The 13,217-nt window shown below is 69.9% G+C and carries 11 protein-coding genes; 2 read left to right on the forward strand and 9 right to left on the reverse strand.

Annotated features, from left to right (window positions below):
- Positions 1–7: 7 nt before the first annotated feature.
- On the forward strand, positions 8–481 hold the full coding sequence (locus tag KZ829_RS12730) for a DUF3237 domain-containing protein (RefSeq protein WP_220144080.1): 474 nt from the start codon (positions 8–10) through the stop codon (positions 479–481).
- Positions 482–961: 480 nt separating this feature from the next.
- Here the strand turns inward: KZ829_RS12730 and pflA are convergent, their stop codons facing one another.
- From pflA to KZ829_RS12745, 3 genes are read right to left on the reverse strand one after another with little or no spacing between them, the layout of a single operon-like run.
- The gene (pflA, locus tag KZ829_RS12735) at positions 962–1,696 is read right to left on the reverse strand and encodes a pyruvate formate-lyase-activating protein (protein WP_220144081.1); all 735 of its coding nucleotides are present in this window, start codon (positions 1,694–1,696) and stop codon (positions 962–964) included.
- On the reverse strand, positions 1,693–3,933 hold the full coding sequence (gene pflB / locus KZ829_RS12740; RefSeq protein WP_220144082.1) for a formate C-acetyltransferase: 2,241 nt from the start codon (positions 3,931–3,933) through the stop codon (positions 1,693–1,695). Before pflB ends, pflA begins: the two co-directional genes overlap by 4 nt.
- An 8-nt stretch (positions 3,934–3,941) precedes the next feature.
- The gene (locus KZ829_RS12745) at positions 3,942–5,918 is read right to left on the reverse strand and encodes a hybrid sensor histidine kinase/response regulator (protein ID WP_220144083.1); all 1,977 of its coding nucleotides are present in this window, start codon (positions 5,916–5,918) and stop codon (positions 3,942–3,944) included.
- Positions 5,919–6,026: 108 nt separating this feature from the next.
- Here KZ829_RS12745 and KZ829_RS12750 point away from each other — a divergent pair, with 108 nt between their 5' ends.
- Positions 6,027–6,416, forward strand: a complete 390-nt coding sequence (locus KZ829_RS12750; protein ID WP_220144084.1) for an ATP-binding protein — start codon at positions 6,027–6,029, stop codon at positions 6,414–6,416.
- Here KZ829_RS12750 and KZ829_RS12755 read toward each other — a convergent pair.
- Genes KZ829_RS12755 through KZ829_RS12780 form a run of 6 tightly spaced genes read right to left on the reverse strand, consistent with a single transcriptional unit; the run spans position 6,413 to position 12,571 of the window.
- Complete coding sequence (locus KZ829_RS12755; RefSeq protein WP_220144085.1) at positions 6,413–6,814, reverse strand: Hpt domain-containing protein; 402 nt, start codon at positions 6,812–6,814, stop codon at positions 6,413–6,415. The two genes, KZ829_RS12750 and KZ829_RS12755, sit on opposite strands and share 4 nt — an antisense overlap.
- A 51-nt stretch (positions 6,815–6,865) precedes the next feature.
- Positions 6,866–8,017, reverse strand: coding sequence for an L-rhamnose isomerase (gene rhaI / locus KZ829_RS12760; protein ID WP_220144086.1), 1,152 nt, complete (start codon positions 8,015–8,017; stop codon positions 6,866–6,868).
- The gene (locus KZ829_RS12765) at positions 8,014–9,045 is read right to left on the reverse strand and encodes an ABC transporter permease (RefSeq protein ID WP_220144087.1); all 1,032 of its coding nucleotides are present in this window, start codon (positions 9,043–9,045) and stop codon (positions 8,014–8,016) included. The genes rhaI and KZ829_RS12765 overlap by 4 nt, the downstream gene beginning before the upstream one ends.
- Entirely contained in the window at positions 9,042–10,037 is a 996-nt protein-coding gene (locus KZ829_RS12770) for an ABC transporter permease (RefSeq protein WP_220144088.1), read from the reverse strand. The genes KZ829_RS12765 and KZ829_RS12770 overlap by 4 nt, the downstream gene beginning before the upstream one ends.
- Complete coding sequence (locus KZ829_RS12775; RefSeq protein ID WP_220144089.1) at positions 10,034–11,539, reverse strand: sugar ABC transporter ATP-binding protein; 1,506 nt, start codon at positions 11,537–11,539, stop codon at positions 10,034–10,036. The genes KZ829_RS12770 and KZ829_RS12775 overlap by 4 nt, the downstream gene beginning before the upstream one ends.
- A gap of 3 nt (positions 11,540–11,542) precedes the next feature.
- Entirely contained in the window at positions 11,543–12,571 is a 1,029-nt protein-coding gene (locus tag KZ829_RS12780) for an autoinducer 2 ABC transporter substrate-binding protein (protein ID WP_220144090.1), read from the reverse strand.
- Positions 12,572–13,217: the final 646 nt, after the last annotated feature.

Below are 13,217 nucleotides of genomic sequence, written 5' to 3' on the forward strand. Positions count from 1 at the left end.
CGCGGGGATGGCCGTCGTGACCGCGCCGGCGATCCCCGGGTTGGAGGCCGCGTTCGACGTCGAGGCCCGGCTCGGCCGGCTGGAGGATCACGGCGCGACCCGGGCCGGCCACCGGCGGGTGGTGCCGATCATCGGCGGCCGGGTGTCCGGCCTCTTCGCGGCCGAGGTGCTGGCCGGTGGCGCCGACTGGCAGGTGGTCCGCCCGGACGGCGCCATCGAGATCGACACCCGCTACTCGGCGCGGACGGCGACCGGCTCGCACGTCTACATCCGCACCTTCGGCGTCCGCAGTGGCCGCCCGGAGATCCTGGAGTCCCTGCTGCGCGGCGATCCGGTGCCCCCGTCCGACTACTACTTCCGCCTGGCCGTCCAGTTGGAGACCGCCGACCCGGCCCTCACGGTCCTGGAACAGTCGATCTTCGTGGCCTCCGCCGTTCGCGAGGCGAACCTGGTCCGCTACACGGCCTACCGGGTCACCTGAGCCTGACCGGGTGGCTGTTGCCGCACGGTCCGGCCCGGGCGGCTGGCGCCGCACGGGCCACCGGTCCGGCTGGTTTCCAGGGCTGTTTCGGGGGCCTTGCGGGACCGTTCGTGGCCAGGTAAACCCGGCGGGCGCGGCAGAGGCTGGAGTCGCAGTGGCTCGCGTGGAGCGGGCGGAACTGCCTTGAAAGGGTGGGGCGGGCACTTTCATGCAACAAAGGGGTGTTAATGAGTCTTTGATCTGGCTGCCTACGGCCGAATCCGCATTCCCTCGCCAGCAGGACGCGTCACCCGGAGCGATCTTGATCGATTTACCACCGGTTCGGGTGGCAAATCGTTCAAGATCATGCAATGTCAGCATGTAAAGCGGGCGAAACGGCGCCTGTTTCCGGCGAAAGCCCCATTTTCGCCTAGCGCGGTGGTCGGCGCCCCCGTTCGGCGATTCGCCCGACCCAGGAACCGCAAACACCAAGAAGAAGACTCAATAGACCGTCAGGCCGTGGGCGCGGAACTGGGCGCGGACCCGGTCGAGCAGCGCGGGGGTGGGCGCGTCGGTGCCGGCCAGCGGGAACGGCTGGTTGAGGGCGGCGTACTTGGCGGCGCCGAGGCGGTGGAACGGCAGGACCTCGACGCGTTCCACGGTGCTGATCGAGGCGGCGACGGCGGCTACCGCGTCGACGTTCTCGATCGTGTCGGTGAGACCCGGGACCAGGACGAAACGGACCCAGATCGGGATGCCGCGGTCGGCCAGGCGGTGCGCGAAGCTCACGGTCGGTTCGAGGGATCCGGTACGCGTGACGCGGTGGTACGTCTCCTCGTCGCCGGCCTTGATGTCGAGCAGTACCAGGTCGGTGACGTCGAGCAACTCGTCGGACGCCTTGGCTCCCAGGTAGCCGCTGGTGTCGAGGGCGGTGTGCAGCCCGCGCTCCCGGCACCGGGTGAAGATCTCGTGGACGAAGCCGGGTTGCTGCAGGGCCTCACCGCCGCTGAGGGTGACGCCGCCGTGCGCGACCTTGATGAAGCGCTCGTAGCGCTGGATCTCGGTCATCAGCTCGTCGGCGTCCATGATCTGCCCGCTGCGCCGGAACCACGTGTCGGGGCTGTGGCAGTACTGACAGCGCAGCGGGCAGCCGGCCAGGAACGCGACGAATCGCGTTCCCGGCCCGTCGACGCCCGTGGAGACGTCGAACGAATGCACACTTCCGGTGACGGTCACAGCGCGCCGTGGAAGGTGCGCGAGATGACGTCGCGCTGCTGCTCCTTGGTGAGCCGTACGAAGTTCACCGCGTAGCCGGAGACACGGATGGTGAGCTGTGGGTACTTCTCCGGGTGCGCCATCGCGTCCTCCAGGGTGGCCCGGTCGAGAACGTTGACGTTCATGTGGAAGCCGTGACCGTCGGTGTAGCCGTCGAGTACGCCGACGAGGTTGCCGATCTGCTCGTCGCGGGTGCGGCCGAGACCGTCCGGCGTCGAGGTGATGGTCAGCGAGATGCCGTCGCGGGCGCTGCGGTAGGGCAGCTTCGACACCGACAGGGCCGCCGCGACCAGGCCGTGCTTGTCCCGGCCGTTCATCGGGTTGGCGCCGGGCGCGAACGGCTCGCCGAGCCGCCGGCCGTCCGGGGTGTTGCCGGTGTGCTTGCCGTAGACGACGTTCGAGGTGATGGTCAGCACCGACATGGTGGGCTCGGCGCCGCGGTACATCGGCTGCCGCCGGATCTTGTCCATGAACCGGTTGACCAGGTCCACCGCGATCTCGTCGACCCGGTCATCGTTGTTGCCGAAGGTCGGGTAGTCGCCGTCCACCGCGTAGTCGACGACCAGTCCGGTCTCGTCGAGGACCGGCTTGACCTGGGCGTACCTGATCGCGGACAGGCTGTCGACGGCGACCGAGAGGCCGGCGATGCCGGTGGCCAGGAAGCGGTGCACCGGGTAGTCGTGCAGGGCCATCTCGATGCGCTCATATGCATACTTGTCGTGCATGTAGTGGATGACATTGAGTGCGTCAACATAGACCTCGGCAACCCAGTCGAGTGTCTTGTCGTACGCCTCGAACACCTCGTCGTAGTCGAGCACCTCCTCGTTCAACGGCTTGGACGCCGGCGCCACCTGCACGCCGCTGATCTCGTCGCGGCCACCGTTGATCGCGTAGAGCAGAGCCTTCGCCACGTTCGCCCGGGCGCCGAAGAACTGCATGTCCTTGCCGACCCGCATCCCGGACACGCAGCAGGCGATCGCCGCGTCGTCGCTCAGGTACGGCCGCAGCAGGTCGTCGTTCTCGTACTGGATGCTGCTGGTGTCGATGCTGACCTGCGAGCAGAACCGCTTGAAGCCCTCGGGCAGCCGCGGCGACCACAGCACGGTCAGGTTCGGCTCGGGCGCCGGGCCCAGGTTGTAGAGCGTCTGGAGGTAGCGGAAGCTGGTCCGGGTCACCAGCGGCCGGTCGTCGGAGCCGATGCCACCGATCGACTCGGTCACCCAGGTGGGGTCGCCGGAGAACAGCTCGTCGTACTCGGGGGTGCGCAGGAACCGGACGATGCGCAGCTTGATGACGAAGTCGTCGACCAGCTCCTGGGCCTGCTCCTCGGTGAGGACACCCTCGGCGATGTCACGTTCCAGGTAGACGTCCAGGAACGACGAGGTCCGGCCGAGCGACATGGCCGCGCCGTTCTGCTCCTTGGTGGCCGCCAGGTAGGCGAAGTACAGCCACTGGACCGCCTCACGGCCGGTGGTGGCCGGGCCGGAGAGGTCGTAGCCGTAGCCCGCGGCCATCGTCTTGAGCTCCTGGAGCGCGCGGATCTGCTCGGACAGCTCCTCCCGGTCGCGGATCACGTCGGCCACCGACAGGCGGGCGTTCAGCGCCGTCTTGACCTGCTTGCGCTCCTCGATGAGGAAATCCACGCCGTAGAGGGCCACGCGGCGGTAGTCGCCGATGATCCGGCCGCGGCCGTACGCGTCGGGCAGGCCGGTGATGATGTGCGAGCGGCGGGCGGCGAGCACGTCGGCCGGGTAGGCGTCGAAGACACCGGCGTTGTGGGTCTTGCGGTAGTCGGTGAAGATCTTGCGCACACCGGGGTCGAGCTCCCGCCCGTACGCCTTCAGGCCGCCCTCGACCATCCGCAGGCCGCCGGCCGGCATGATGGCACGGCGCAGCGGGGCGTCGGTCTGGAGGCCGACGATCAGCTCGCTCTCCCGGTCGATGTAGCCGGGCCCGTGCGCGGTGATCGACGAAGGGGTGGACGTGTCGGCGTCGTAGATGCCGTTGGCCCGCTCCTCGACGAACATCGCGGACAGCCGGTCCCAGACACGGGTGGTCCGTGCGGTCGGCCCGGCGAGGAACCCGGCGTCGCCCTCGTAGGGCCGCACGTTGTCGTGGATGAAGCCGGCGACGTCGATCCCGGTGCGCCACGACGTCCCGGCGAAGCCGCGCCACGCGTCCCTGTTTCCTGCCTGCATGACCCCTCCTAGTGGTTCCCTCCCAGCGTCTCGTCGGGCCGTCCCGGGCGGGCAGGGCCAATGGTCCCGGGACGGCGGGGAAGGCGGACCGTGGCGACTGTTCCGCCGCCCTCGTTCTCGTCCAGCGTGATGCTGCCGCCGTGCAGTTCGACGATGGCCCGGCTCAGCGCCAGCCCCAGGCCGGCGCCCGGGATGTCGCTGTGCCGGGCGTTGGAGGCGCGGTAGAGGCGGGCGAAGAGGCGGTCGCGCTCACCGGCCGGGATGCCGATGCCGCTGTCGGTCACGGTCAGCACGGCGGTGTCCTCGTCGGCGGTGAGGGAGACCCGGACCACGCCGCCCTCGGGGCTGTGCTTGACCGCGTTGCCGATCAGGTTCTCGGCCACCTGGCGCAGCCGGTCGCGGTCGCCGGGGACGGTCAGCCGCTCCGGCAGGTCGGGCCGCACCGAGAAGCCCGCGGCCGCGGCCGCCACCACCGATGCCAGGTCCACCTCGGCGGTGATGAGCTCGGCCTGCCCGGTCTCCAGGGCGGACAGGTCGAGCAGCCGTTCGACGAGCGAGCGCAGCCGGGCGTTGTTGCGCTCGATCACCGTCAGCAGCTCACGGATCTCGCCGACGGTCGTCTGGTCGGGCTCCTCGGCGATCAGGTCGGTGTAGGTGCCGATCGAGGTGAGCGGGGTGCGCAGCTCGTGGCCGACCAGGGCGATGTACTCGCCGACACTGGCCGCGAGCTGGTGGGACAGCTCCTCGGAGCGACGGCGCTCCAGGTAGGCGCCGAGGTGCCCGGCGATGCCGGTGAGCAGGAGCGTCAGGGCCGGGTCGGGATCCTGGTGCTCGAGGATGAAGCAGCTGAGCACGCCGACCACCTTCTCGGCGCTGCGCACCGGCACGGCCAGCGCCGCCCGGTAGTGCCCGGCCTCGACGAAGCGGGGCAGCACCGGCGCGTCGGGCGCCTGGAGGTCGGGCACCCAGATCGGCTCGCCGCGCTCCCAGCAGGCGCCGACCATGCCCTCCCCGCGGTCCAGCACGGACGGCAGCTCGATCGGCGGTGAGCCGTGCGCGAGGTGGGTGGCGGCCGGGCGAAGCCGGTCGGTGACCGGGTCGACCAGCCACAGCCGCAGGAACGGCCAGCCCAGCCCGTCCGCCATGGCGCGCAGCACCTGGGCGCCGGCGCTGGCCGTGTCGGGGGCGTGCACCAGAACCTTGAGGACCTCGCTCTTGCAGCGCTCGTACTGGCGCTGGTGGTGTTCGGCGGTGACGTCGTGGACGGCGGCGACCGCTCCGAGGACCTGGCCGGCGGCGTCGCGGACCGGGCGGGCGTTGACGGCGAACCAGCGGGGCCGGTCCTGCCGGTCGTGGGCGAGGATCACGTCGTGCTGGACCTCCTCGCCGCGCAGCGCCCGGTACAGCGCCACGTCGTCGGGGTTCAGCGGGCTGCCGTCGTCGCGGCGCAACTTGAACCGCTCGGCCCAGTCCCGGGCCGGCACACCCAGGCTGTCGTCGCCGAAGAAGTCGCGGACCGGCTGGTTGATCACCACGAGCCGGCCCTCCAGGTCGCACGCCACCACCCCGGCGTCGAGGCTGCGCAGCAGCGCCTCGGTGAAGTCCGGGCCCCGGGCCTCGGCCGGCGCCTCCAGGCAGCCGCGCAGCGTCTCGGTGAGCTCCTCGGCGCTGAACGATGTCGGCACCACGGCGACGGCCTCCGCCTCGGGCAGTTCGGTGTCGCCGGGCGACTGGTGGGCGGTGATCAGCACGACCGGCACGTCCGCGGTGGTGGGATGCTCGCGCAGCCCACGGCACATCCGGGCGCTGTCCAGGTGCGGCGTGTCGACGTCGGCGATGATCAGGTCGGGCCGGTGGGCGACCGCGGCGGTCAGGGCGGCCCGGCCGTCCCCGGCGAGGACCACCCGGTGGCCGAGCCGGCCGACCACCTCGGCGATGACCGCCTGGCGTTCCTGGTCGTCCTCGACGATGAGCACCGCTGCCATAACTGAAGCTTAAATCATGTTAAATACGGCAATAAGGACAACGACGTTTCGTGGCTATGGACCGCGGGGTACCGTGCGGCCGCACGCGAGCCATCCCTGGGGTCAATCATGTCCGAGCTGACCGCCCATCTCGACCTGCCGCTCAGCCGCGGCGCACCGGCCTCCGCCCGCCGCGCCGTGACCGCGGTGCTGGCCGGCTGGGGTCTCCACGACGCCGACTGGCTGGACGCCTGCGCCGTGGTGGTGAGCGAGCTCGTCAGCAACGCGGTCCGGCACGGCGGTGGCTGCGTCGAGCTGAGCATCGAGGCGCACGGCGGCCGGGTGACCGTCGCGGTGGCCGACGGATCCTCGGTGGTGCCCCGCCGCCGCGACCCGGACGGCGTCGGTGGGCGGGGCATCGCGCTGATCGAGGCCCTGTCGGCCGGCTGGACGGTGGAGAATCACCACGGCGGCAAGCGGGTCCGGGTCGAACTGGAGCACTACCCCGGAATGCCCTAGATCGATTCCTCGTACCCTTCGGTGACCGCCCGGACCGCCAGCAGCGCGCCACCGGCCTCGGCGCGCAGACGTTCCACGGTGTGGCCGGGATCGGCGACGATCCCGGCCCGGGCCCCGTCCTCGACCGTGGCGCAGAGGGCCGCGAGCCGGATCGCCCCGATGTTGGCGGCCGACCCCTTCAAACTGTGGGCGTGATCGCTGACCGGCTCCGGATCACCGGCCTCCAGGAGGCGGGCCAGCAGGTCCACCGCGCCCGGGGTCCTCGCGGTGAACGAACGGAGCAGCCGGAGCATGAGAGCCCGCTCGGCCGGTGACGGATCCCCCTCGGCGAACTCGGCGAGGCGGGCCCGGACCTCGGTCATCCGGGCCTCGTGCTCCGGCTGCCCAGCGGTCTCCATCCGCTCATGGTGCGCCCGGGCGGACGGTGCCCGGGGCCGATTCGCGGAGGATTACGCTCCCCAGCCCGCCTGCGTGCCACCGACCCGCTCGGCGGCCACGCTCTCCGCGTACCCCGTCGCCTGGAAGGCCCTGACCGGATCGCGCGGCAGGCCCCGCGCCTCCCGCCGGTCCGCGAGAGCGGACCGCACGTCGGTCTCGTAGGCGTCCATCAGCACCTGATGCGCGCCCAGCACGTCACCCGCCCGCTGTGCGGCGGCCAGCGCCTCCTGATCCACCAGCAATGCCTTGGCCAGCGCCGACTCGACGTTGAGCACCGAGCGGATCTGGCCCGGGATCTTCTCCTCGATGTTGTGGCACTGGTCGAGCATGAAGTTGACGCCCGACTCGGGCCGGTGCGCGCCCGCGGCCACGATCTCCGACATGATCCGGAACAGCTGGAACGGGTCGGCCGAGCCGACGATCAGGTCGTCGTCGGCGTAGTAGCGCGAGTTGAAGTCGAACGCGCCCAGCCGGTTCTGCCGGATCAGCTGCATCACGATGAACTCGATGTTCGTTCCCGGCGCGTGGTGGCCGGTGTCCAGCACCACGGTCGCCTTCTCGCCCAGCGCCAGGCAGTGCAGCAGCGAGGTGCCCCAGTCCGGGACGTCCATGCTGTAGAAGTGCGGCTCGAAGAACTTGTACTCGAGCAGCATCCGGTGATCGTCGTCCATCGCGTCGTAGATCGTCCGCAGCGACTCGGCCAGCCGGTCCTGGCGGCCGCGCAGCGAGTCCTGCCCGGCGTAGTTGAGACCGTCCGGCAGCCAGATCTTCAGATCCGTCGAGCCCGTCTGCCGCATCACGTCCAGGCACTGCAGGTGGTGGTCGACCGCCTTGCGCCGGACCGCGGCGTCCGGGTGGCACAGCGAGCCGAGCCGGTAGTCGTCGTCCTGGAACAGGTTCGAGTTGATCGCGCCGATCCGCACACCCAGCTTGTCGGCGTGCGCCCGCAGGTCCGGCCAGTCGCCGACCAGGTCCCACGGGATGTGCAGGGAGACCCGGTTGGCCAGCCCGGTCACCCGGTTCACCTGCGCGGCGTCCGAGATCTTCTCGTACGGGTTCCGCGGCCCACCGGGACGGGTGAACACCTTGAACCGGGTGCCCGAGTTCCCGTACGCCCAGCTCGGGACCTCGATCGTGAAGCCGTCGAGTCCGTCGAGGTTCATGATGCGCTTCCTCCGTACCTACGATTGGTGAGCCCGTTCAACAGCGCGGCGAACACCAGCACCGCGCCCAGGGCGAGAAGCTGGTACTGCGAGCCCTCGTTACCGACGAAGGCGAGCAGGATGCCGGCGTTGAGCCAGACGATGAGCAGCGTGGCCAGCACCACCCCGGCGACCCGGCCGATGCCGCCGGTGATCGCCACCCCGCCGAGCACGGCGATGGTGATGGCCGGCAGGGCCATGCCGTTGCCGGAGACCCCGGCGTCCGGGCGCGCCGAGGCGAACTGGCCCACGGTCACCACGGCCACCAGACCCGAGATCAAACCCGCATAGACGTACGCCTTGAAGCGCGTGTCCTTGACCGGAAGCCCTGCCCAGCGAGCGGCGACGTCGTTGGTGCCGATCGCGTAGAGCCGCCGCCCGTAGGCCGTCCGGGCCAGCAGCACCCAGACCGCGACGACGGTCGGCAGCAGGAACGTGAAGATGCCCAGCGGGACGTCCGGGACGTACTCGCCGAACAGCGGCAGCTCCACCGACTTGCTGATGGAGAACAGCTCCTGGATCGGCCCGGTGCTGATCGGCTGCTGATCGTTGATCACGATGGCCAGCGACTTGTACGCGTAGAACGTCGCCAGCGTCGCGATCAGCGCCGGGAACCCGATGTACGACACCAGGAAGCCGTTCACCGCGCCGAGCAGCGCGCCGAACCCGGCCGTCGCCAGGATCGCCAGCCACAGCGGCCAGCCCCACTCGCCGTACGCGAAGCCGAACACCATGCCGGCCAGCGACACGATCGCCCCGACACTCAGGTCGATGCCGCCCCGGCCGGACAGGATCACCAGCATCTCCGCCAGGCCCAGCATGGCCAGCGGCACCGCGGTGATCAGCGCCGCCGACATGTAGTCGAAGTCGTACGGCGCCGTCAGGTAGCCGCCCGCGTCGTTGACGAAGAACGTCACCACGACGGCCACGATCAGAACCGCGAGCAGCGCGATCCGCTGCGTGAGAAGAATCCGGACCGCCCTGCTCACCGGTTCCTCCTCGCCCGGGCACGCAGCAGGTCGGCCCCGACCGCCACGATGATGAAGATGCCGACGAACAGGTCGGAGAGCTGCGAACGCCAGCCCAGCTGGGTCACCCCGGAGGCGACCGACTGGACCAGCAGGGCGCCGAGCAGGGTGCCGAGCACCGAGCCGCGGCCGCCCATGATGCTCGTACCGCCGATGACCACCGCGGCGATCACCGCCAGCTCCTTGCCGGCGCCGACCGACTGGTCAAGCGTCGAGGTGCCCTGCGCGATCACGAAACACGAGGCCAGGCCGACCAGCAGACCGGTCAGCACGTAGGCCAGCAGGACCCGGCGCTGCACGCGGACACCGGCCAGCCGGGCCGCCTGCGCGTCGCCGCCGATCGCGAAGAAGTGCCGGCCGCCCGCCGTGTGCCGCAGCCACCACCAGGCGGCCGCCGTGAGCAGCACGGTGATCAGGAAGGCGTGCGGGACGCCGAGGGTACGCCCGTCCGGTCCGCGGCCGAAGAACGCCAGCGTGCCGGGGATGCCGTTCACCGTCCCGGAGCCGAAGATCCGCAGGCCCAGGAACATGAACAGGTTCGCCGTACCGAAGGTGATGATGATGGCGTGCACCCGGCCGTAGGCGATCAGCACGCCGTTGACCAGGCCGAGCAGGCCGCCCGCCGCGACCGACAGCAGCACCGCCACGGCGAGGTTCACCTCGGCCCCGACCAGCGCCTTCGCGGTCAGCACGGAACAGACCATGATCGCGCCGCCGACCGAGACGTCGATGCCGCCGGTGATGATCACGATGGTCATGCCGACGCCGATCAGCGCCACCGGGGCGGTCGCCACCAGCAGCGGCTGGATCGAGCCGGCGGTCAGGAACGCCGGGGTGCTCACCGCGAGCGTGGCCCACAGCACGGCGATCACGCCGACCAGCACCACCTCCTGGCCGGTGACCGGTGACGGCAGCACCCGCTTCCTGATCTTCGCTTCCGCAACCGCGGTCATTCGCTGCCTCCCGCGGCTGCGGCCAGCAGGTCCACCTGGCTGGCGTCCGGGCCGAACTCGTCGGTCGTCGTGCCGCCGCGCACCACCTGGATGCGGTCGGCGATGCGCAGCGCCTCCGGCAGGTCCGAGGTCACCACCAGGACGGCGGTGCCCTCCTCGGCCAGCTCGGTGATCAACCGGTGGATCTCCTCCTTGGCGCCGACGTCGACACCCTGCGTGGGCTCGGCCAGCACCAGCACCCTGGGCCGCTCGACCAGCTGCCGGGCGAGGATCACCTTCTGCGCGTTGCCGCCGGACATCGCGCTGATCGGCTGGCGCTCGTGCGGCGTCTTCACCGCGAGCCGCTCGATCAACTTGAGCGCCACCGCCTTCTCCCGCGCCCGGTCCACCCAGACGCCCAGCCTGGAAAGCAGCCTGAGATGACCCGCGGAGATGTTGAACGCGATCGACTGGAACCCGAACATGCCCTCGACCTTGCGGTTCGCCGGCAGTAGAGCGATGCCCAGTCGTTGTGCGTGCTCGGGGTTCTTGATGTCGACTTGACTTGAGTTGACTAGAAGCTGTCCATGTGTAGCGCGATCAATGCCGTACACACATGCGGCGATCTCGGATACACCTGAACCGACCAGTCCGTACAGTGCGACGATCTCGCCGGCCCTGACCGTCACATCGACGTCGCGGAACTTGCCGGTGCGGCCCAGACCGCGCAGCTCCAGAGCGGCCGGTCCGTCCGGGACCTCCCGATGCGGCCGGGCGTCCGACAGTTCCTCGCCCACCATCAGGTGAGCGATCTGGCGCACGCTCAGATCCTTGATCGGGTACGTGCCGATCGTCCTGCCGTCACGCATGACCGTCACCTCGTCAGCGATCCGGAACAGCTCGTCCAGACGGTGCGAGATGTAGATGACCGCGACACCGGCGGCGGTGAGCCGCCGGACCACGTCGAAGAGCACCTCGATCTCGGCGTCGGTCAGGATCGCCGACGGCTCGTCGAGGATCAGCACCTTCGCGTCGGCGGCCAGCGCCTTGGCGATCGAGACCTGCTGCTGCTCGGCCACCGAGAGGGTGCCCACCTCGGCGGTCGCGTACCGCTCCGGGAGGCCGAGCAGCTCCAGCAGCTCGACCACCTTCGCGTTCTGCGCCGCCCAGTCGACCTTCTTGAAAGCCGATCGGATCTCCCGGCCCAGGAAGATGTTCTCCGCCACCGTCAGCTCGGGGAACAGCTGCGGCTCCTGGTAGACGGTGGCGATGCCGAGCGCGATGGCGTCGGTGGTGCTCTTGATCTCGGCCGTCACGCCCTCGAACTCGATCTGGCCCGAGTCGGCGGTCTCCGCCCCCGCCACGATCTTGATCATCGTGGACTTGCCCGCGCCGTTCTCCCCGACCAGGGCGTGCACTCTTCCCGCCCGTACCGTGAAATCGGCGTGCTGAATGGCCCGGACCGCGCCGAACCGCTTCGAGATAGCGGTCAGGCGCAGTCGGGGCGTCGTCTCGTCGGTCATCGATCAGTAGTTGAACTTGTCGACGTTCTGGTCGGTGATCGCCAGGGCCGGGCCGAGCAGCAGCATCTTGTCGGCCTCGGTGTAGGCGACCGCGGACAGCTCGCTGGACACGTTGTTCGTCGCCGCGAACGGCTTGCCCTGCGCGATCTGGGCGCCGGCCCACGCGGTCAGGTAGCCGAGGTTCTCGACGTCCCAGAGGATCGCCGCGCTCGACGACTTGTCCTGCAGGTACGGCTTCATCGCCTGCGGGGTGCCCAGGCCGACCGTGAAGACCTTGCCGATCTTGCCGGCGTCCTTGACCGCCTGCGCCACACCCGGCGCGGACGAGGTGCACTCGCCGACCAGGCCGGTCAGGTCCGGGTGCGCGTTCATCAGGTCGGTCGCCATCTGGGTGGCCTTCGCCTGGTCCTCACCGGCGTAGACCACGTCGACGATCTCCGCCTCCGGGTACTTGGTCTTGGTGTACTCCTGCTGCACCTTGATCCAGGCGTTCAGGTTCTCCGCGGTCTGGCCACAGGAGACGATCGCATACTTGCCCTTGCCGCCCATCTCCTTGAGCAGCGCGTCGGTCAGGCCCTCGCCGATGCCCTGCGCGGTGGCCTGGTTGACGAACACCTCCCGCACACTGCTCGGCGCGTCGGTGTCGGCGGTCGCCACGTGGATGCCGGCGTCCTTGGCCTGCTGGAGCAGCGGGGCCATCGAGTCCGGGTCGTTCGGGGCGACGATCAGGGCGTCGACCTTCTGCTGGATGTACGACCGGACGATGTCGGCCTGCGCGGCCGCGTCGGCCTGCGTCGGACCCTGGTAGAGCCACTCGACGTTGCCGAGCGCGGCGGCCGCCTTCTTGCCGCCCGCGTTCATCGCCTCGAAGTAGGGGACACCCTGCAACTTCGGGACGAAGGCCACCTTGTACGTTTTATCGCCGGACCCGCTGGAAGCGGCCGTGTCGGTGTCGTTCTTCTTGGTACAGCCGGACAGAGCTATGGCGGCCGTCGTGGTGAGCACGACGGCGGCGGTGAACCGAGGGCGCATGAAGCCTCCCGAAGAGGAGTTCTTGAAACGTTCTAGCTGAGGTGTGACTCACGTTACGAGGCAGTTAGGGCAGGGTCAAGAGTTGATTCTCCGGGTGCCCTTGATTTCCACTTCGAGTAGGCCAATTGCCCCATGGTGTCTAGTGAGACGTTTCAAGGCTTGCTCTCGACTGAACTCCTACGTGCCTTCCCGGTCGCCGGCGTGCCGTCCGCCGTCTTTCCCGCATCGGCCCGCCCGGCGGTACGGCGCCCTCCTCGGCGGGTCCGTGTCCGGGCGTCCCGCCGCTCCGCCCGAGTCCCTCCAGCCACCCGGTTGCGGCCGCGTGGCGTACGGCTGTTCCGCCCGTGTCCTTCCGGTCCGCCGGTTGCGGCCGCGTGGCGTACGGCTGTTCCGCCCGTGTCCTTCCGGTCCGCCGGTTGCGGCCGCGTGGCGTACGGCTGTTCCGCCCGTGTCCTTCCGGTCCGCCGGTTGCGGCCGCGTGGCGTACGGCTGTTCCGCCCGTGTCCTTCCGGTCCGCCGGTTGCGGCCGCGTGGCGTACGGCTGTTCCGCCCGCATCCCTGCCCAGGTGCCGTGTTCGGCCTCAGCGTGTTCGGTGCGGCGTCCTTGTAGTCACCGCCGATTGGCGGGTCGGCGTATCCGGCCGTT

It is taken from the genome of Actinoplanes hulinensis (assembly GCF_019429605.1).
Lineage (GTDB): Bacteria > Actinomycetota > Actinomycetes > Mycobacteriales > Micromonosporaceae > Actinoplanes > Actinoplanes campanulatus.

What these genes read in the sequence shown, in the direction of transcription:
- rhaI (WP_220144086.1), bottom strand. Translation starts at nt 8,017, where the DNA reads ATGAACCTCGACGGACTCGACGGCTTCACGATCGAGGTCCCGAGCTGG.
- KZ829_RS12770 (WP_220144088.1), bottom strand. Translation starts at nt 10,037, where the DNA reads ATGACCGCGGTTGCGGAAGCGAAGATCAGGAAGCGGGTGCTGCCGTCA.
- KZ829_RS12750 (WP_220144084.1), top strand. Translation starts at nt 6,027, where the DNA reads ATGTCCGAGCTGACCGCCCATCTCGACCTGCCGCTCAGCCGCGGCGCA.
- KZ829_RS12775 (WP_220144089.1), bottom strand. Translation starts at nt 11,539, where the DNA reads ATGACCGACGAGACGACGCCCCGACTGCGCCTGACCGCTATCTCGAAG.
- pflB (WP_220144082.1), bottom strand. Translation starts at nt 3,933, where the DNA reads ATGCAGGCAGGAAACAGGGACGCGTGGCGCGGCTTCGCCGGGACGTCG.
- KZ829_RS12730 (WP_220144080.1), top strand. Translation starts at nt 8, where the DNA reads ATGGCCGTCGTGACCGCGCCGGCGATCCCCGGGTTGGAGGCCGCGTTC.
- KZ829_RS12780 (WP_220144090.1), bottom strand. Translation starts at nt 12,571, where the DNA reads ATGCGCCCTCGGTTCACCGCCGCCGTCGTGCTCACCACGACGGCCGCC.
- KZ829_RS12745 (WP_220144083.1), bottom strand. Translation starts at nt 5,918, where the DNA reads ATGGCAGCGGTGCTCATCGTCGAGGACGACCAGGAACGCCAGGCGGTC.
- KZ829_RS12755 (WP_220144085.1), bottom strand. Translation starts at nt 6,814, where the DNA reads ATGGAGACCGCTGGGCAGCCGGAGCACGAGGCCCGGATGACCGAGGTC.